This window comes from Amycolatopsis decaplanina DSM 44594 (genome assembly GCF_000342005.1).
GTDB lineage: Bacteria > Actinomycetota > Actinomycetes > Mycobacteriales > Pseudonocardiaceae > Amycolatopsis > Amycolatopsis decaplanina.
In genome coordinates this window covers 401353-419460 of record NZ_AOHO01000068.1, presented here as the reverse complement: position 1 = coordinate 419460, position 18108 = coordinate 401353, and the positions used below count along the sequence as shown (strand labels likewise).

At 69.5% G+C, this 18108-nt stretch carries 16 protein-coding genes and 1 pseudogene; 11 read left to right on the top strand and 6 right to left on the bottom strand.

The annotated features are described in order from the left end of the window. The first annotated feature begins 295 nt into the window (after positions 1-295). From tdh to H074_RS27145, 4 genes are read left to right on the top strand one after another with little or no spacing between them, the layout of a single operon-like run. Complete coding sequence (gene tdh, locus H074_RS27160) at positions 296-1327, top strand: L-threonine 3-dehydrogenase (protein WP_007033282.1); 1032 nt, start codon at positions 296-298, stop codon at positions 1325-1327. After that, positions 1327-2508 (top strand): glycine C-acetyltransferase, encoded by a 1182-nt coding sequence (locus H074_RS27155; RefSeq protein ID WP_007033281.1) that lies wholly within the window; start codon positions 1327-1329, stop codon positions 2506-2508. Before tdh ends, H074_RS27155 begins: the two co-directional genes overlap by 1 nt. Beyond that, positions 2505-3419 carry a LysR family transcriptional regulator gene (locus H074_RS27150; protein ID WP_007033280.1) on the top strand — a complete coding sequence of 305 codons (915 nt, stop codon included), beginning with the start codon at positions 2505-2507 and terminating at the stop codon, positions 3417-3419. Before H074_RS27155 ends, H074_RS27150 begins: the two co-directional genes overlap by 4 nt. A 39-nt stretch (positions 3420-3458) precedes the next feature. Continuing rightward, positions 3459-4454: a TerC/Alx family metal homeostasis membrane protein gene (locus H074_RS27145; RefSeq protein ID WP_039923512.1), complete on the top strand. Its 996-nt coding sequence runs from the start codon at positions 3459-3461 to the stop codon at positions 4452-4454. On the opposite strand, the gene H074_RS27140 is transcribed toward H074_RS27145, so the two are convergent. Beyond that, positions 4451-5014, bottom strand: coding sequence for a TetR/AcrR family transcriptional regulator (locus H074_RS27140; RefSeq protein ID WP_007033278.1), 564 nt, complete (start codon positions 5012-5014; stop codon positions 4451-4453). The two genes, H074_RS27145 and H074_RS27140, sit on opposite strands and share 4 nt — an antisense overlap. 81 nt (positions 5015-5095) lie before the next feature. Between H074_RS27140 and H074_RS27135 the strand changes: the two genes are divergently transcribed. Next, positions 5096-6154, top strand: a complete 1059-nt coding sequence (locus H074_RS27135) for an FAD-dependent oxidoreductase (RefSeq protein ID WP_007033277.1) — start codon at positions 5096-5098, stop codon at positions 6152-6154. A 106-nt stretch (positions 6155-6260) separates the two neighbouring features. Here H074_RS27135 and H074_RS27130 read toward each other — a convergent pair whose 3' ends face one another. Further along, the gene (locus H074_RS27130) at positions 6261-7046 is read right to left on the bottom strand and encodes an alpha/beta fold hydrolase (protein ID WP_007033276.1); all 786 of its coding nucleotides are present in this window, start codon (positions 7044-7046) and stop codon (positions 6261-6263) included. Beyond that, a complete protein-coding gene (locus tag H074_RS27125; protein WP_007033275.1) occupies positions 7043-7990 on the bottom strand; it encodes a LysR family transcriptional regulator in 948 nt (315 codons plus the stop codon). The genes H074_RS27130 and H074_RS27125 overlap by 4 nt, the downstream gene beginning before the upstream one ends. Positions 7991-8070: 80 nt before the next feature. Here H074_RS27125 and H074_RS40385 point away from each other — a divergent pair. Continuing rightward, positions 8071-8202, top strand: a pseudogene (locus H074_RS40385) (acyl-CoA dehydrogenase family protein); the annotation flags it as partial. Between the two features lie 168 nt (positions 8203-8370). Then, a complete protein-coding gene (locus H074_RS27115; protein WP_007033273.1) occupies positions 8371-9324 on the top strand; it encodes a helix-turn-helix transcriptional regulator in 954 nt (317 codons plus the stop codon). 138 nt (positions 9325-9462) lie between these two features. On the opposite strand, the gene H074_RS27110 is transcribed toward H074_RS27115, so the two are convergent. Further along, a complete protein-coding gene (locus tag H074_RS27110; RefSeq protein WP_007033272.1) occupies positions 9463-10095 on the bottom strand; it encodes a TetR/AcrR family transcriptional regulator in 633 nt (210 codons plus the stop codon). A gap of 48 nt (positions 10096-10143) precedes the next feature. Here H074_RS27110 and H074_RS27105 point away from each other — a divergent pair, with 48 nt between their 5' ends. The 3 genes from H074_RS27105 to H074_RS27095 are packed head-to-tail and all read left to right on the top strand — an operon-like array spanning position 10144 to position 13414. Next, positions 10144-11091 (top strand): patatin-like phospholipase family protein, encoded by a 948-nt coding sequence (locus H074_RS27105; RefSeq protein ID WP_235096896.1) that lies wholly within the window; start codon positions 10144-10146, stop codon positions 11089-11091. Beyond that, positions 11088-11936 (top strand): SDR family oxidoreductase, encoded by an 849-nt coding sequence (locus H074_RS27100; RefSeq protein WP_007033270.1) that lies wholly within the window; start codon positions 11088-11090, stop codon positions 11934-11936. Before H074_RS27105 ends, H074_RS27100 begins: the two co-directional genes overlap by 4 nt. Beyond that, positions 11933-13414, top strand: a complete 1482-nt coding sequence (locus H074_RS27095; protein ID WP_007033269.1) for a flavin-containing monooxygenase — start codon at positions 11933-11935, stop codon at positions 13412-13414. The genes H074_RS27100 and H074_RS27095 overlap by 4 nt, the downstream gene beginning before the upstream one ends. A gap of 72 nt (positions 13415-13486) precedes the next feature. Here H074_RS27095 and H074_RS27090 read toward each other — a convergent pair whose 3' ends face one another. Both H074_RS27090 and H074_RS27085 read right to left on the bottom strand, forming a co-directional pair. Beyond that, positions 13487-14239, bottom strand: coding sequence for a hypothetical protein (locus H074_RS27090; protein WP_007033268.1), 753 nt, complete (start codon positions 14237-14239; stop codon positions 13487-13489). Positions 14240-14243: 4 nt separating this feature from the next. Further along, positions 14244-14834 (bottom strand): papain-like cysteine protease family protein, encoded by a 591-nt coding sequence (locus tag H074_RS27085; RefSeq protein WP_007033267.1) that lies wholly within the window; start codon positions 14832-14834, stop codon positions 14244-14246. Positions 14835-15220: 386 nt separating this feature from the next. Here H074_RS27085 and H074_RS27080 point away from each other — a divergent pair, with 386 nt between their 5' ends. Beyond that, positions 15221-18061 (top strand): helix-turn-helix transcriptional regulator, encoded by a 2841-nt coding sequence (locus H074_RS27080; protein WP_235096895.1) that lies wholly within the window; start codon positions 15221-15223, stop codon positions 18059-18061. Positions 18062-18108 lie beyond the last annotated feature (47 nt).

Sequence of the window (18108 nt, the reverse complement as noted above, 5' to 3'; positions counted from 1 at the left end):
GATCGAGATGTGGTGTCAAGATCACTAGCAGAGGCCCGACCCATACCCGCAACCGGCATCAAAGACAGGCTCTAACGCGACTTACCGGTCCAGCGCGCGGTATCGCTTGGCTGCCGGCGGCAGGAAGATCGCCGCGAGCACAGGCCCACAACGGCGCTCACGATCCCGAGCACGCCTACGCCTTCGGGCTGGCGCGGTTGCTCGATGGAGTGGCCACTCTTGTGAAGGCACGCTAACGAGGGATTTCAGAAACTCGCGATGGACTGAACAGCACGGGCGGACCAGACTTCGCGCCATGAAGGCATTGGTCAAAGCCGACCGAGCACCAGGGCTTGAACTCACCGACGTGCCGGACCCGGTCGTCGGCGCGGGTGACGTCGCGGTCCGAGTGCTGCGCGCAGGGATCTGCGGCACCGATCTGCACATCGACTCCTGGGACGACTGGGCCGCGCGCACCATCGCCGCGCCGCTGGTCATCGGGCACGAGTTCGTCGGCGAGGTGGTCGAGATCGGCCGGTCGGTGACCACTGTCAAGGTGGGCGACCTGGTCAGCGGCGAGGGACACCTGGTCTGCGGAAGCTGCCGCAACTGCAAGGCCGGGCGGCGCCACCTGTGCGCCAGGACCAAGGGCCTCGGCGTGCACACCGACGGTGCCTTCGCGCAGTACGCCGTCCTGCCCGAGCAGAACGCCTGGGTGCACCGCACCAAGGTCGACCTCGACATCGCCGCGATCTTCGACCCGCTCGGCAACGCCGTGCACACCGCGCTGTCCTTCCCCGTCATCGGTGAGGATGTGCTGGTCACCGGGGCCGGCCCGATCGGGATCATGGCCGCCGCCATCGCGCGCCACGCGGGCGCGCGCAACGTCGTCGTCACCGACGTCAGCGAGCACCGGCTGGAACTGGCCCGCAAGGTCGGCGTCGACCTCGCGCTGGACGTCTCCTCCGCGACCATCGCCGACGCGCAGCAGCGGCTCGGCATGGCCGAGGGCTTCGACGTCGGCATGGAGATGAGCGGGCGGCCCGAGGCGCTGCGCGACATGATCTCCAACATGTCGCACGGTGGCCGCGTCGCGCTGCTCGGCCTTCCCGCTTCCGACGTGTCGGTCGACATCGCGTCCGTGGTGCTCAAGATGATCCAGATCAAGGGAATCTACGGGCGCGAGATGTTCGAGACGTGGTACTCGATGTCCGTGCTGCTGCAGGCCGGGCTGGACATCTCGCCGGTGATCACCCACCGGTTCGGCTACACCGAATACGAGAAGGCGTTCGCGACGGCCAGGGAAGGCCGCTGCGGCAAGGTCATTCTGGATTGGACGGAGAACTGATGTACGGCGCGATGCGCGACGACCTCAAGGCCGGGCTCGCCGAGATCCGGGAAGCCGGGCTGTACAAGGGCGAGCGGGTGATCCAGGGACCGCAACGGGCTTCGGTCAGCGTCGGCGACGGCGACGTCCTCAACTTCTGCGCCAACAACTACCTCGGCCTCGCCGACCACCCCAAGCTGATCAAGGCCGCGCAAGAGGCGCTGGACCGCTGGGGTTTCGGCATGGCGTCGGTGCGGTTCATCTGCGGGACCCAGCAGCCGCACAAGGAACTCGAGGCGAAGCTGTCGGAGTTCCTCGGCACCGAGGACACGATCCTCTACAGCTCCTGTTTCGACGCCAACGCCGGGCTCTTCGAGACGCTGTTGACCGACCAGGACGTCATCATCTCCGACGAGCTCAACCACGCGTCGATCATCGACGGCGTCCGGCTGTGCAAGGCGAAGCGGATGCGCTACCGCAACCGTGACGTCGCGGACCTGGAGGCCCGGCTGAAGGAGGCGTCCGGCGCGCGGTACCGGATGATCGCCACCGACGGCGTGTTCTCGATGGACGGCTACCTCGCGCCGCTCGACGAGATCTGTGCGCTGGCCGAGCGCTACGACGCGCTGGTGATGGTGGACGACTCGCACGCCGTCGGCTTCACCGGTCCGACCGGACGCGGTACGCCGGAGCTGTTCGGCGTGCAGGACAAGGTCGACGTGCTGACCGGCACCCTCGGCAAGGCGCTGGGCGGTGCGAGCGGCGGCTACACCTCGGGCCGCGCGGAGATCGTCGAGATGCTGCGGCAGCGTTCGCGGCCGTACCTGTTCTCGAACTCGCTCGCGCCGTCGATCACCGCGGCCGCGCTCGCCACGCTGGAACTGCTGGACTCCTCGAGCGAGTTGCTGGGCAAACTGCGCGCCAACACCGAGCTGTTCCGGCGCCGGATGACCGAAGCGGGCTTCGACCTGCTGCCGGGTGAGCACCCCATCATCCCGGTGATGATCGGTGACGCCGCCAAGGCGGGCAAGATGGCGGATCTGCTGCTCGACCAGGGCATCTACGTGATCGGTTTCTCGTACCCGGTGGTGCCGCACGGGAAGGCCCGCATCCGGACGCAGATGTCGGCGGCGCACTCGACCGACGACGTCGACCGTGCGGTCGACGCGTTCGTGGCGGCAAGGTCCATGATGGACGAATGATCGATCCGCGACGGCTGCGCGTGCTGCGTGCCCTCGCCGACCACGGCACCGTGACGGCGGCGGGACAGGCGCTGCACCTGACGCCGTCCGCGGTGTCCCAGCAGCTGGCCGCGCTCGAAGCCGAGTGCGGCCAGCAGCTGCTCCGCCGGTGGGGCAGGCGGGTTTCGCTGACCCCCGCCGGTGAACTGATGGTGGTGCACGCCAACGCCGTCGCCGCCGAACTGGAACGGGCGCGGGCCACGCTGGCCGCGCTCGATTCCGGCGTCCGGGGGATGGTGCGGCTGGCGAGTTTCGCCTCCGCGATCACGATGGTCGTCGCGCCGGCGATCGCCTCGTTGCGCGCCGGCTCGCCAGGGGTGACCCTGCAGGTGCAGGACGTCGAGGGGCACGCGAGCATCCCGCTGCTGCTCGACGGTGAGGTCGATCTGGCGATCACCGAGGAATACCGGCTCTCGCCTCGGACGGATGAAAGCAGGCTCACCCGGTTCCCGTTGTACGTGGAGCCGTTCGACGTCGTGCTGCCCACCGCGCACCGGCTCGCCGGAGCGTCCGAAGTGGACATCGACGAACTCGCCGACGACGAGTGGATCGCGCCGAAACCCGGGAATCCGTGCCGCGACGTGCTGATGATCGTCTGCGCCAACCCGGAGATCCGGCACGTCTCCGACGACTTCCACGCGATCACCACCCTGGTCGCCGCGGGCGAGGGGGTGGCGCTGGTGCCGCGCAACGCTTTCACCGCCGTTCCCGGCGCTGTCGCCGTCCCGTTGCGCGGCGAACCGCCGCTGCGCCGCGTGTTCGCCGCCGTCCGGCGGGGGAGCGCGGACCACCCGCTGCTCAAGACCGTGCTCGCCGCACTGCTGGACGCGGCGCCGGGTCATGCGAATGCGGACCGGGAGAGTCGCACTTAAGATCTTGGCACCTGCCGTCGGAGGAAAGACAGGGTGCGGATGCTCCAGATCGATGGCCTCACGTGGACCGTCACGATCGGGCTGGTGCTCGGGCTCCTGGCGCTCGATCTCATCCTCGCGGCCGTGCGGCCGCACAAGGTCGGCTTCGGCGAGGCGGTGGCCTGGTCGATCGGCTACATCCTGGTCGCGGTGGCGTTCGGCGTCTGGCTGACGCTGGCTCACGGTGGCGACTTCGGGCAGCAGTACTTCGCGGGTTACATCGTCGAGAAGAGCTTGTCGGTCGACAATCTCTTCGTCTTCGTGATCATCATGAGCACTTTCGCGGTACCCGAGGAACACCAGCACAAGGTGCTCACGTTCGGCATCGTCGTCGCGCTGATCATGCGCGCGATCTTCATCGCGCTCGGCGCCACGCTGCTTTCCTTATTCTCCTTCATGTTCCTGCTGTTCGGGTTACTGCTGATCTACACCGGGATCCAGCTGTTCCGGCACCGCGACGAGGATCCCGACGTCGAGAACAACGTGGTGGTGCGGACCGCGCGCCGCCTGCTGCCGCTGTCCACCGAATACGACGGCGGCAAGCTGTTCACCAGGCTTGAGGGAAAGCGTGTCGGCACGCCGCTTGTGGTGGTGCTGCTCGCGATCGGCGGGATCGACCTGCTGTTCGCGCTGGACTCGATCCCCGCGGTCTTCGGCGTCACCGACGAGCCGTACCTGGTCTTCGCGGCCAACGCCTTCGCCCTGCTGGGCCTGCGCGCGCTGTACTTCCTGGTGAAGGGTCTGCTCGATCGCCTGGTGTACCTGTCGGCCGGGCTCGCGGTGATCCTCGGGTTCATCGGGATCAAGCTGATCCTGCACTGGGCCCATGTGGACATCGACGAGAACGTTCCGGAGATCTCGACACCGGTCAGCCTCGCGGTGATCATCGGCATCCTCGTCGTGGTGACGGTGGCGAGCCTGCTCAAGACCCGCAAGGATCCCTCCGCCAAGGCGCATCCGGGCTCGCTGCGCGGCTCCCGTCTCGAAGAGGACTAACGCCAGCCTCGTTCGAGGAGATCGAAGATCTTCTCGACGTCCTCCCGCGGATCCGGGCGGCCCCGGGTGAGTGCCGGAATGTCCAGTACGAAACGCGCGAGCGCGCGGCAGGCGATGTCGTCGAAGTCCACGCCGGTCTCTTCGGCGATGGCGACGCCGAGGGCCGCGGCGTGCCGGGTCCACATGCGCTCGCCGTACTCCTGAAGTGCGGGGGTGCCGCTCACCAGCGCGGTGAATTCGGCGTACTGGGGGTGCGTCGTGAGGGGGAGCCACGTGGCGAGCACGTACTCGCGCAACGCCTCGACGATGCTTTGGCCGTTTTCGCGCTCCCGGACGGCGGCGATCAGGCGTTCTTCGCGGTCCTGCGACTCGTCGAAGACCAGCGCTTCCTTGCCGGGGAAGTGCTTGAACAGCGTCGTCGTCGAGACGTCGGCCGCCTCGGCGATGTCGCGGATGCTCACCTGGTCGTAACCCCGCTCCAGGAACAGGTTCAGCGCGGCGTCCGCCAATGCCTGGCGGGTGGCCGCCTTCTTGCGTTCACGCCGTCCCGGTGTCTCCATGAGCGCACTCTATCGCATTGGTTGTCACGGTCACTAAGTTGACTCGTTGCACTTTTTAACTCGTTCTGCTTTTCTGGGCTCATGACGATCAGCATCATCGGAGCGGGCCCCGGCGGCCTGACCTGCGCCCGCATCCTGCAGAAACACGGTGTCCCCGTGACGGTCTACGAGCGCGACCCCCATCCCCGGGCCCGTAACCAGGGCGGCACCCTCGACCTCCACGCGGACGACGGGCAGCTGGCCCTGCGTGAAGCCGGCCTTCTCGCCGAGTTCTTCGCCCTCGCCCGCCCGGAAGGGCAGGAGATGCGCAAACTGGATCCCGCCGGACGTCTCTTGGAGCACCATGTCCCTGTCGAAGGGGAGTTGTTCAAACCGGAGATCGACCGCGGTCAGCTGCGCGGTCTGCTGCTCGACTCGCTGGACCCGGGCACTGTCCACTGGGGACGGACCCTGGAACGGGTCGAGGCTCCCGGGCGTCTTCGATTCGTGGACGGAACGACGGTCGAGACGGAACTGGTCATCGGTGCCGACGGCGCGTGGTCACGGGTCCGTCCGGCGGTGTCGGCGGCCGTGCCCGAGTATGCCGGGATCACCTTCCTGGAGGCGTGGTTCGACGACGTCGAGAACGCGCACCCCGAACTCGCCGAACTCGTCGGCCAGGGCAGCGCGATGGCGGCCGACGGCGAGCGGTGCCTGTTCGCCCAGCGCAACAGCGGCGACCACATCCGGGTCTACATCATCCAGCGCCTGCCCGCGGACTGGGTCGGATCCAGTGACACTTCGGAGATCCGCACTCGGCTGCTCGACGCTTTCTCCGGCTGGTCGCCGTCGATGTCGAGGATGATCACCGACAACGACGGGCCGTACGTCGACCGCCCGCTGTTCGTCCTGCCCGTCCCGCACACGTGGGAGCACACGCCGTGGGCGACCCTGCTCGGCGATGCCGCCCATCTGATGCCACCGCTCGGTGTCGGCGTCAATCTGGCCATGCTCGACGCCTGCGAACTCGCCCTCGCGCTGGCCGGGTCCGACACTGTCGGCGAGGCCGTCCGGGTTTATGAGGCGACCATGCTTCCCCGGTCCGTGGACATCGCGCGGAAGCTGGAGAACGGTGCCCAGGGGCTGCTCGATCTCGGCTAGCGTTGCCGGAAATCGGTAACCTCGTGAGTGGTAAGGACGGTTAGAACCGTCCTTACCACTCACGAGCCCCACCACGTTCCGACACCACGCCAGGTTTGTCTTACCCTCAACAACCCAGGAAGTCGCTCACCAGCTCGCTCGATTTCGGGCGGCATTCGTCGAAGTAGGCGTGCCGCGCCCCGGCGAAGAGATGCATCCGCGCGTCGGGAATCCGCTCCGTCAGGAGGGGCGCGTTCGCGGGCGGTGCGAGCAGGTCGTCGTCGCCGTGCAGGACCAGGGTGGGCGCGGTGATCTCCGGAAGCACGTCCCAGGCGTCGTGGGTGTTGCTCGCGACGAGATGCCCGCGCACCGCGTGCGGTGGCATGCCATGCGCGCCCAGCACCCGGTACGGACCGGGATTGGCCGCTCGCCAGGCGGGTGTGTACATGAGGTTCTCCAGCGTCTCCCGTGCCTCCGCCGAGGACCGCCGCGCCAGTGCCAGCCGCACGTCGTTCGACCGCTCGACACCGTGTTTGCCACCCGGCGAGGTGCAGCCGAGGACCAGCCGCCGCACCCGGCCGGGATACCGCGCGGCGACCCACTGCGCGACGCGGCCGCCCATCGAGGTGCCGTAGACATCGGCTTCACCGACCCCGAGTTCGTCGAGGACCGCGATCAGGTCGTCCGCGAAACCCGGTGTGGAGTAAGCGGAATCGGGTGCGTCACTGGCGCCGGTGCCGCGGTAGTCCATGGTGATCGTGCTCGGGAAGTCCCCGCGCGTGCGGTCCCACCACGTGTGGTCGTTCGCCTGCCCGGCCAGCAGCACGAGCGGCCTGCCCGTGCCGTGCCACTGGTAGGCCAGCCGGGTGCCGTCGGCGGCGACGGCGTGGCCGGTGCGGGGGAGTGTGCTCATCCTTCTCCTGTTCGGTCTTCCCAGAGCCGCGCCGAGGGCCACTCGCCCTCGCGCACGGTCCGGTGGATCTGCCGGACCAGTGTCCGGGCGACGGCGTCGACGGCGGGCGTGACGCGGCCGGTCCGGGGCATGCCGAGGACGACGGTGCGCCAGACCTCCGGTTCGCACACCGGAGCCGCGCTCAAGGTGCCGTCGGCGACGTCCGCCGAGATGCCGATGCCGGGCAGGATCGTCCAGCCGTGCCCGCCGAGCACGAGGCTTTTCTGCAGTGTCATGGCGTTGGTCTGCACGATGACTTCCGCCTCGGCGCCCGCCTCACGGGCCGCACCGTCGATGAGGGTGCGCAGCGCGTGCCCCTCGGACGGCATGATCAGCGGACGCGCGGCCACCTCGGCGAACGGGACGGGCCGCGCGGGATCGAGCCCGGCCGACGGGGGAGCGACCGCCCACAGCCGTTCTCTGACCAGCGGGCGGACGTCGAGCGACGGAGTACTGGTCAGGTTGTAGAGCAGGCTCAGATCGACGTCGCCATCGTCGATCCACCGCTGAAGATGCCCGGAGTACGCGGTGAGCAGCCGCAGTTCGATCCTCGGATGCTCGCGCAGCACGGCCGTCGTCAGCGGCGCGGCGAGCCGTTCGGCGGCGCTCTCCAGCAGGCCGACCGTGACGATCCCGGTGACCGCCCCGGGTTTCGGGGCCAGCTCGGCCCGTGCCCGGTCGAGTTCGGTGAGCGCCCGCCGGGCACGTTCGACGAGCGTCGCGCCCGCCTCGGTCGGGCGCATCCCGTGGCGGGTCCGCTCGAACAACGGCACGCCCAGTTCCTGTTCCAGGGTGCGGATCTGCCGGGTGACCGCGGGCTGGACCAGGTGCAGCAGCTCGGCCGCGCGGGTCACGCTGCCGACGTCGGCGACCGTCACCAACGCCTTGAGCTGCTTGAAGTCCACCGTCGTCCCTGCTCATCGTGGTCCGGTACGCGGCTATCATGATTCGGTATTCCACCTACCGTCTCATCATCGCTCATGATACTTGGATGGCGAGGGCCGGCGACGAGTACATGGTCGACGGCAACAAGACGTGGATCACCAACGCGCGCCGGTCCCGGCTGGTCGCGTTGCTGTGCGAGACCGATCCCGCCGCCGAATCCGCGCACAAGGGAGCGCTCCTTCGACGACCTTCGCGCCCCAGTGCGATCCTCGACCGCGCGGGTGAGCCATTCCGACCAGCCGGATGACGCCGATGCGCCCTGGTAGCGCCCGCCGGGTGGCGGTAGCGTTCCGGCGGGCGGACTTTTCGTTACGGGCAAACGGAAAGGAGACGTGGTCCCATGCACGAACCGTTGGTGACGGACTTCGCGACCACCGATCCGGAGCAGGCATGTGCGCTGATCGCCGAGGCGTACCGCGACAACCGCTTGCGGGTGCGAGGCACTGTCGAAAACTACCGTTTCGAGCACAACCGGTGTGATGTGGGGGACGTACAGATCGACCTCCTGCACAACACGCTGACCACCGAGATCGTCATCCAGCCGCTGGGCAGACTGGTACTCCTGCGCGTGCTGGGCGGTGAAGTGCAAGTAGAGGACAGTTTCGGTGACCGCAGGCTGGCCACCGGCGACGTATTCGTCGCCTCGCACCCCGGCAGCGGTTACCGGACGGGAATGCACGGCACACGGTTGCAGATAACCAGTATCGACCTGTCGCTGTTCACCGGGATCGATCCGGCGCAGGACGACGCGGCGATCGAGCGGTTGCGCTACGAGCCGGTGAGCCTGGAGAAGGCGCAACGATGGCGCCGGACTGTCGAGTACATGACCGGGCTGTTCTCCGAACCGGGCGTGGAGAACGGCCCGCTCGTGCTCGGCGCGGCGGGCAGGCTGATGGCCGCCATGGCACTGAACACCTTCACCGCGGGCACGGGCGACGATCGTCCTTGTGACCGCCTGGACGCCGTCCCGGAAACCGTACGCCGCGGGATCGCCTTCCTGGAGTCGAATCCGGACCTCGACCTCGGCGTCGCCGACATCGCCCGCGCCTGCCGGGTCTCGGTGCGTGCCCTGCAACTGGCGTTCCGGCGGCATCTGGACACCACCCCCATGGCCTATCTGCGCCGGGTCCGGCTGGACCGGGCCCGAGCCGAACTCCGCGACGCCGAGCCCGGCGGGGGCACGACGGTGACCGGCGTCGCGGCGAAATGGGGTTTCCTGGGCGGCAGCCGGTTCAGCGCGCAGTACCGTGCGGCCTTCGGCGAGTCGCCCAGTGACACTTTGCGTAAGCGGTGAGGTTCGTTTTCGTCGGTGCGGTTCTGCGTTTTCGCCGGTAGACCGCGACCGCCGGGGCCGGTTCAATGGAGTCCGGCCCACCGGCAGTGCCCAGCCCCCGCCTACTGGTGCGCCAAACCGGGCCGGCCGGCCGGTTTCCTAGCGAGGTGCGGCGATCCCGTCGTACATGACTCGGCGGACAGCCCTGCTCATGGCGGCTTGTCCCTCGGGTGAGGGGTCGCGCAGCCCGGAGAGCACCGACGCGAGGATCATCCCGTTGATCGCCCGCGCGGTCGCGTCCACGTCCAGGTCCTCGTGCAGATACCCGAGGTTGACGCCGTGGTGCAGGTAGCCCGCGGTCAGCCCGGCGGCGGTCTCGTAGAAGTCCAGCACCCGTTCCCGCATCTCGGCGTCGATGCCCGCCGCTTCGAGCAGGAGGAACCGGGCCATCCGCGGGTCGCTGCCGAAGATCCCGGCGAGCGCGTCGCCGATCCTCGCGCTCTGCTTGCGGTACTCGGACAGGCTGTTGACCGCGTCCGGCGCGTTGTCCGCGGCCAGTGCGCCGACCACCTTCTCGACCAGGTCCGTGATGACGTGGTCGACGATGTCCCGCTTGTTCTGGAAGTACCGGTAGAAGGTGCCGTGCCCGATGCCGAGCCGGGCGGCGATGTCGGCGATCCCCGTCGCGTGGTAGCCGCGTTCGGCGAAGCAGTCGAACGCGGTCTCCACGATCTCGCGCCGTAGTTCCTGCTTCTTCCGTGCGGCCCTGCTGACCGGGGTCTCCGTCGTCATTCCGCCAGCTTATTGCCCGGCGCGTTCAAATGACATACCGTTCCGGAAATGACACGTCATTCCGCAAGGGCGTTGGTGCTCGGCTGCGGCGGGACCCTGGGGTTCGCCTGGATGGCCGCGGTTCTCGACGCGCTGCACACCGAGGCGGGCTGGGATCCACGTGAGGCGGACGTCCTGATCGGGACGTCGGCGGGTGCCGAGGCGGTGGCCATGCTCGGGGCCGGTATCCCGGCGCGGGCGATCCTCGATGCGGTGGCGGGCGCGCCCGGTGGTGACGCCGTCGTCGCCGCGCACGTCCGGCGGGTGCCGGACAGGCTCCCGCCGGTGCCGTATCCGCACTGGCCCGCGGCGGGACTGGTCCGGGCCGCACTGCGCCGGGACGTCGACACGCTCGCCGGTCTCGCGGGTCTTCTGCCCCGGGGCAGGGGAGACGCGGGCCGGCTCCGCGAACTCGGGGACGCACTGGCCCCCGGCGGCTGGGTCCCGCATCCCGCGACCTGGCTGATGGCCGCGGACCTGACGGGGCAGCGGATCGCGCTCGGCTCCCCGGAAGCTCCGCCCGCCCGCCTCGGCGAGGCGATCGCCGCGTCGTGGGCGATCCCCGGCTGGTTCCCTCCGTCCATTGTGGATGGACGCCCGCTGATCGACGGCGGGACCGTTTCGCCGACCTCGGCCGATCTCCTGCTCACCCGCGACGTCGGCGAGGTCGTGCTGATCGCGCCGATGAGCAGTGAGGGCGGGGCTCCGGGACGCGGCCCGGCCCGGCTGGAACGCCTGCTGCGGACGGCGATGACCAGGCGAGTGGACGACGAGGCGCGGCGGCTGCGCGCGGCCGGTGTCCGGGTGGTCCGGATCGAACCGGGGCCCGCCGATCTCGCCGCCATGGGCGCCAACTTCATGGACGGACGACGGCGGGAGCACGTGCTCGCCACGGCGTTGAAGACGGCGCCCGGCCTGGTCGCCGAAGCCTTCGAACGAGAGGGAGTGCGCGCATGAGCAAGTACCCGGACCTCGACCTCGCTCGCGCGCACGTGGCGATCACCGGTGCGGGACAGGGCATCGGCCGCGCGACCGCGGAACGGATGGCCGCGCTCGGCGCGCGCGTGTCCATCGGCGATCTCGACCTCGAAGCCGCGAAACGGACCGCCGCCGACATCGGCGGCACCGCGCATCACCTCGACGTCGCAGACCCGGCCTCCTTCGCCGCTTTCCTCGGTGACGCAGAACAGGCGAACGGGCCGCTCGCGGTGCTGGTCAACAACGCCGGGATCATGCCGAACGGCGGTTTCCTCGACCTCTCCGACGCACTGAACCGGGCGACCATGGAGGTCAACGTCTTCGGTGTCGTCCACGGGATGCGGCTGGCTCTGCCCGGAATGCTGGAACGCGGCCGCGGCCACATCGTCAACGTCGCGTCGCTGGCCGGGAAGTTCCCCGTCAAGGGGCTGGCGATCTACAACGCCGGCAAGTTCGCCGTCGTCGGGCTGACCGCGGCGACCCGGCTGGAGTACGCGCCACACGGCGTGAGCGTCTCCGCGGTGCTGCCGTCGGCGGTCGACACCGCGCTGGCCTCCGGACTCGACATGCGGCCGATCCCGAAGGTGAAACCGGGCCGGATCGCCGACGCCGTCGTGGATTCCGTCCGCACCCGCGCCGCGGAGATCGCCGTACCCGGCTATGTCGGCGCGCTCGCCACCCTCGCGGCCGTGACGCCCGAACCGGCGCTCAACGCGGTCCGGCGGCTGGTCAAGGACGACCGGGCCCTGCGCCCCGATTCACCGGAGCGGGACGGCTACCGCGCCCGCCTCCACCAGGACACCCACCGGGAGGAAAACGCATGAACGCGCAGTACGACGCCGTCGTCGTCGGGGCCGGTTTCGGCGGGATGGGCGCGGCGATCCAGCTCAACCGGCTCGGCTACGGCAACCTGCTCATCCTCGAACGCGAGTCCGATCTCGGCGGCACCTGGCACGTGAACCGCTATCCCGGGCTGGCCGTCGACATCCCGTCGGCCACCTACTCGTATTCGTTCGAGCCGAATCCGCACTGGTCGCGGCTCTTCGCGCCGGGAGCGGAACTCAAGCGGTACGCCGAGCACGTCGCGGACAAGTACCGGCTGCGGCGCTACATGCGTTTCGGCTCGGTGGTCACCGGCGCGGTCTGGGACGAGGCGAACGCGCACTGGACCGTCTCTCTCGCCGAAGGAGAACCGGTCACCGCCAAGTACCTCCTCACCGCGACAGGATTCCTTTCCCAGCCTAAGAAGCCCGATATCGCCGGGATCGACACCTTCGGCGGGAAGGTCGTCCACACCACCGCCTGGGACGACGAGTACGACCTCGGCGGCAAGCGGGTCGCGGTGATCGGCACCGGCGCGACCGCGGTCCAGCTGATCCCCGAGGTCGCGAAGGTCGCGCGGGAACTCACCGTGTACCAGCGGACCCCGATCTGGGTGAGTCCCAAGCTGGACTTCCCGGTGCCCAAGGTGGTCCGGCGCGCGTTCGCCGCGGTGCCGTTCACCCAGCGGGCCGCCCGGCTGACCGGGACGGCGCTGCTGGAACTGATGATGGTCTCCGGCGTCCTGCACTACAAGCAACTGCCGATGGCGAACCGGCTCGGCAAGCTGTGGTGCCAGGCGCATCTGCGCCGCCAGGTGCGGGATCCGCGGTTGCGCGCGGAACTCACGCCGCGCTATTCGTTCGGCTGCAAGCGCCCGACGTTCTCCAACGAGTACTACCCGGCCTTCACCAAGGCTCACGTGCGCCTCGAGACGACGTCCATCAGGAAGATCGACGAGACCGGGATCGAGACCGCCGAGGGCGGGCGGCGGGACATCGACGTCCTGGTGCTGGCGACCGGATTCGACCTGTGGGAGACGAACTTCCCGGCGATCGAGATCATCGGGCGCGACGGCCGGGATCTCGGGAAGTGGTGGCGGGAGAACCGTTTCCAGGCCTACGAGGGCGTCGCGATCCCGAAGTTCCCCAACTTCATCTCGCTCAACAGCCCGTATTCGTACTCGGGACTGTCCTACTTCACCACCATCGAGACGCAGATGCGGCATATGGACCGGCTCTTCGGCGCGATGCGGCGGCGCGGCGCGACCGAGTTCGAGGTCACGCAGGAGGCCAACGACGCGTTCCTCGACCGGATGACCGAACGCCTCGGCGACTCGATCTTCGCCCTCGGGAAGTGCGCCCCGGCGAACAGCTACTACTTCAACCCGCACGGGGAGGCGACCTTGCTGCGGCCGTCCTCCACGCTGAACGCCATCAAGGAGGCGCAGAGCTTCCCCATCGAGGACTACACGTTCGCCTAGCGGGCGGGCTGAAAGCGTCCTTCAGCCCCCGCAGGGTGCCGGGACCCCGCGTGGTCCCGGCACCCTTGGCGCTTACTGCTTGCGGAGCCGGAGCGTGACGGCCGTGCCCGCGGCGGCGAGGAAGACCGCGCCGAGTGCGTAAGGCCACCACGGCACCTCGGTGTCACCCACCGGGGCGGCACCGTAACCGCCGGCGGCGCCGGTGCGGTCGTAGGTCGAGCCGGGCAGCTTGTCGCCGTAGCGGCTCTGCAGGGCTTCGCGGTAGGCGGCGAGCGTCATCCTCTCGCCGGTCTTCGCCACCGACGAGCCGTCGAGGACGGTCACGGTGTCCCCGTCGACGGCGTACCAGGCGCCCGCCTGAGGTTCGCTCAGGAGGTAGCCCTTGCCGACCTGTGCCGCGAGGCGCTTTTCGACGTCACCCGAGGCGACGTTGTAGACCGACCAGCCCGAGCCCTCGCGCTGCGACCACACGGTCGCGGCGTCGCCGTTGCCCAAGGTGGCGGGCGTGGCGACGTAGGCGAGCTCTGCCGGAACCGAGGAGGTGCCGGCGATGAAGGCCGCGGTCGGCTGGTAGACCACCACCGGTGTCCGCGGGTCGGCCTTGGCGGTTCTTGCCGCGACGGCCGTGTCGGCCTTGGCGGCGCCGGGGAACTGCGCCTTGGCGAGCCGCTGGGTGGTCGCGCCACTGGTGACCACTGTGGACACCGCGGCGAGGTCGGCGGCGGTCGGCGCGCCGCTGGGGGCGTCGGCGGCGGAGGCCTGGCCGCCGAGCGCCAGTGACAGGCCGAGGGCGAGGATCGTGGCGCCGAGGAAGGTTCGTTTCATGGTTTCAGTCCTTGATCCCGTAGACGGTGTGGGTCCAGGTGAACGAGTTGTTGGACCGGTAGGCGCTGTAGCTCATCTGGTTGTAGCGGGGGCTCGAGCCCCACGGGTCGCCGTAGTACACCGTCGTCGCGCCGTTGGTGTTGTCGTAGCCGTAGAGCACGTGCATGTGCCCGCCGCCGTTGCGCCAGCCGATCCGGGTGCCGATCGGCTGCCGCGCGTCGACCTGGCTCTTGATGGAGGCGAAGCTCAGCGTCTGGCCCGAGGAGCTGTAGGTGCCGACGTTGCTGAACCCGAGCCAGCGGAACACGCGCTGCTGATCGCTCAGGTAGCCCTGGTTGTTCGCACAGTCCGAACCGGACTCGTTGTGCGCGACCTGGCAGAACTTCGTCTGGGTGAGGGAGTGGCCCCACCAGGCGGCGATCGTGTTGCCACTGGCGTCCCAGCACCAGTTGCTCTTCTCCTGTGCCTGCATCCGGATCGGGATCGTGGTGGCCGCCGTGATGGCCGGTGCCGCGGTGGCGGGCGCCTGCAGGGCGACCAACGCGGCGACACCGGCGCAGGCCGTGGCCAGCCCGCGCCTGAACGAGGTCTTCACCGTCGGAACACTCCTAACTGGATGGTCGAACGCGAAGCACGTGCCGGCGGCTACCCGGAAGGGACAGGTGGGAACTTCGGCTACCCGACCGAGCGGCCGACCGGCGCGAGCGGGGGACTTGCGCTGTGACTAGGTGACAGAGGGGCACTGTGAACAGACTGAGATTCACCCTCCGGTGGTACCTCTGGCAAGGTTCGCGGCAATACGTAAGGGTCCGTATTGCCGGTGCGGGGATCGGTGCCACCGCAGGTCGGCGTCGCCCGATCGAGTTAACGGCATGGGGAGGTCGTGACTCCGGTGGTGTGGACCAGCGGAAAGCGTGCGGGTCGTGGTCACTGTTCGTGTTCCCGCCTTTCGGCGGGTGTCCTCTCGGTATGGTCCCGAGCATGCCGACGATCGGTGCGGCACCGGTGTTCGTGGCCCGCGACACCGAACTGGCCGAACTGGTGCGCGTCGCCTCGCGCCCGCCGTCGGTCGCCGTCGTCGAGGGCGAACCGGGTGTGGGCCGGAGCCGTCTGCTCGAAGAACTGGCCGCTCATCCCGGGATCGCGTCGCGCGTGGTCTGGTCCGCCCGGTGCGGTTCCTTCGCCCGGCCGGGCCGGCTGGCGCCGTTGGTCGACGCGCTGCTCGGGAAGAGCGACGTGGTCGCCGCCCAAGCGTCGTGCTTCTCCCCGGTGACGGGCGTCCTGCGGCGGCTGATCCCCGAATGGTCGCCGTGGTTGCCGCCGTTCCCGGAGAACGCGGACGCCGGGACCGTCCGGCAGCAGGAGTTCCGCGCGGTGCGCGAGGTACTGACCGGCTGCGGTCCGGCGGTGCTGGTGCTCGACGACGTCCACTCCGCCGACGACGACACCTGGGAGTTCCTGCGCGGGCTCGCGGCGTCCCCGGCCACGCCGCTGAGCGTGGTGGTCAGCGCGGTGACGTGCGGACCGCGGCGATTCCCGCCGCTGCGCGAGACCGCCGCGCAACTCTCGCTCGCGGCGTTCACCGCCGTCCAGGTGCGGACGCTGCTGGACGCGTCCTTCGGCCGCTGCGCGCCGGATTTCGCCGAAGCGGCGCACCGGCGGACGTCCGGAATCGCCGTCGACCTGACGGCATTGGTGCAGAGCGTCGGCGACACGGCCGAGGCACTTTCGGCGGACAGGCTCGTGTCGGCGACCGTGCCGCCGATCGTGCGGAGCCGGGTCTCCGGCCTGATGGCGGTGATCGGCCCGGCCGCACGGGACGTCGTCCGCGCGGCCGCGGTACTGGGATCGCCCGCCAGGGAACCGGATCTGGGCACGGTTGCGGCGCCGTCGTCCGGGGAGATCTCCGGCGCGGTCACCGAAGCCGTGGAGGCGGGACTGCTACGGGATCTCGGCCGCGGCCGCTACGTCTCGGGGAGCCCTCTGATCGCCGAAGCGGTCTACGCGTTGCTTCCCGGGCCTCAACGGTGCGCGATGCACGGACGCGCCGCCGCCCGGCTCGCCGCGGGCGCCGAACCCTTCGCGTCGCTCATCGCCCGTCACGCGCGGGCGGCGGGCGACATCGCCGCGTGGACACAGTGGACCGGCGTCGCGGTCGACAACGCCATCGAAGACGGCCGGACCGAGGAAGCGAGCCGTCTGCTCGAAGCGGCCTTGCGGGACACGGATCTGCCGCGGACCGCGCGTGAGTCGTTCGCCGTCCGGCTCGGCAGGGAACTGCCGCGCAGCATCGCGCATGCCGGAACAGTCCGGCTGCTGCGGGAGATCCTGCGCGAATGGCCGCTGAGCAAGGCCGCGCGGGGCGAGATCCGGGTCCACCTCGGCCAGGTCCTGATCAATCAGGTGGGCAAGGTCGAAGCGGGCAGGCTCGAGATCGAACTGGGCGCGGCCGACCTCGGCAGGCGGCAGGCGCTGCTCGCCAGGGGGTTGGTCACCCTGGCGCTGCCGCATATCGGGACGGTTCCGGTGGAGGAGAACTTCCGCTGGCTCGACGAGGCCGAGCAGGTGAGCAAGGGGGAACACGACGCCGGGCTGCTCGCCGCGATCACCGCCAACCGGCTTTCGGCGCGTATGCAGATCGCCGATCCGGAGGCCTGGCACGAGATCGACGACCTGCCACGGGCACCGGAGTCGGCCGAGGTCTGCCGCCAGGTGGCCCGCACCTACATCAACTTGGCCGACGCGGTGGCGTGGAACGGGCACTATCCGGTCTCGCGGGTCTACCTCGCGACCGCGCGGAGGCTGATCCGCGACGACCACCAGCCCTATCTCGACGCGCTGGCCGACGGCACCGAACTGCGCCTGGACCTCGCGATGGGGGAGTGGGCGAGCGTCGCCGAGAAGGCGCGCGCGATGCTGACGCGGGTCGACAAGGACAGTTCGCTGGCGGCCGAGCCGCTGCTGGTGCTCGGCTGGTACGAGTACGGGCAGCACCGGCCGACCGCGGCATTGCGCAGTTTCGACGCGGCGTTCGCGCTTTCCGCGGGCAGCGTCCCGGTGCAGGCTTCGGCGTACGCGGGCCGTGTGGCGGTCCATCAGGCGGGCAAGGATCTGCAGGCCGCCCGGCGCCTGGCCGAGTGCGGCCTGGAGACCGTACGCCACAAGAACAATTGGGTCTGGGCGGCCGAGCTGATGCCGTTCGCCGTGCGCACCATGCTCGGGCTGGGCCAGCACGTCGAGGCGAGAGAGCTGCTCGCGGAGTACCGGCAGGGCATCGACGGCAAGGACGCCCCGGTGGCGAACGCGTCGGCGCTGCTGTGCCGGGGAATGCTCACCCAGGCGCGTGGCGAGACACTCCCCGCCGGCGATCTGCTGCTCGGTGCCGCACAGGCCTATACCGCGTTGCCTCTTCCGTATTTCGCCGCCTACGCCGGCGAACTCGCGGCCGGATGCTTCTCCGAAGCCGGGGCGCGGGAGCGTGCCGTCGCTTCCTTCACCACCGCGGAGACGACGTACGCGAGCCTCGGCGCCGCCGTGGACGCGCTCCGCTGCCGCCGTTCGCTGCGGCGATGTGATCCGGAGATGCCCCGGCGCGGCCGCAAGGGCTACGGCGAAGCGTTGTCGCCGAGGGAACTCGAGGTCGCCCGGCTCGCCGCCCGGAACCTCACGAACCGGGAGATCGGCGAGCGGCTGTTCCTCTCGCCGAGGACGGTCGAGATCCACGTCGGACGGGCGCTGCGCAAATTGGGACTGCCCTCGCGCACCGTCCTGACCGAGGACCTGCTCGGCGACGCGAACGGCGAGGATTCCAAAACCGCCTGACCTCGGAACCGCCTCGTGAGTGGTAAGGACGGTTAGAACCGTCTTTA

Coding starts and splice junctions, on each gene's coding strand:
- tdh (WP_007033282.1), top strand. CDS start 296: ATGAAGGCATTGGTCAAAGCCGACCGAGCACCAGGGCTTGAACTCACC.
- H074_RS27155 (WP_007033281.1), top strand. CDS start 1,327: ATGTACGGCGCGATGCGCGACGACCTCAAGGCCGGGCTCGCCGAGATC.
- H074_RS27150 (WP_007033280.1), top strand. CDS start 2,505: ATGATCGATCCGCGACGGCTGCGCGTGCTGCGTGCCCTCGCCGACCAC.
- H074_RS27145 (WP_039923512.1), top strand. CDS start 3,459: ATGCTCCAGATCGATGGCCTCACGTGGACCGTCACGATCGGGCTGGTG.
- H074_RS27140 (WP_007033278.1), bottom strand. CDS start 5,014: ATGGAGACACCGGGACGGCGTGAACGCAAGAAGGCGGCCACCCGCCAG.
- H074_RS27135 (WP_007033277.1), top strand. CDS start 5,096: ATGACGATCAGCATCATCGGAGCGGGCCCCGGCGGCCTGACCTGCGCC.
- H074_RS27130 (WP_007033276.1), bottom strand. CDS start 7,046: ATGAGCACACTCCCCCGCACCGGCCACGCCGTCGCCGCCGACGGCACC.
- H074_RS27115 (WP_007033273.1), top strand. CDS start 8,371: ATGCACGAACCGTTGGTGACGGACTTCGCGACCACCGATCCGGAGCAG.
- H074_RS27110 (WP_007033272.1), bottom strand. CDS start 10,095: ATGACGACGGAGACCCCGGTCAGCAGGGCCGCACGGAAGAAGCAGGAA.
- H074_RS27105 (WP_235096896.1), top strand. CDS start 10,144: ATGACACGTCATTCCGCAAGGGCGTTGGTGCTCGGCTGCGGCGGGACC.
- H074_RS27100 (WP_007033270.1), top strand. CDS start 11,088: ATGAGCAAGTACCCGGACCTCGACCTCGCTCGCGCGCACGTGGCGATC.
- H074_RS27095 (WP_007033269.1), top strand. CDS start 11,933: ATGAACGCGCAGTACGACGCCGTCGTCGTCGGGGCCGGTTTCGGCGGG.
- H074_RS27090 (WP_007033268.1), bottom strand. CDS start 14,239: ATGAAACGAACCTTCCTCGGCGCCACGATCCTCGCCCTCGGCCTGTCA.
- H074_RS27080 (WP_235096895.1), top strand. CDS start 15,221: ATGCCGACGATCGGTGCGGCACCGGTGTTCGTGGCCCGCGACACCGAA.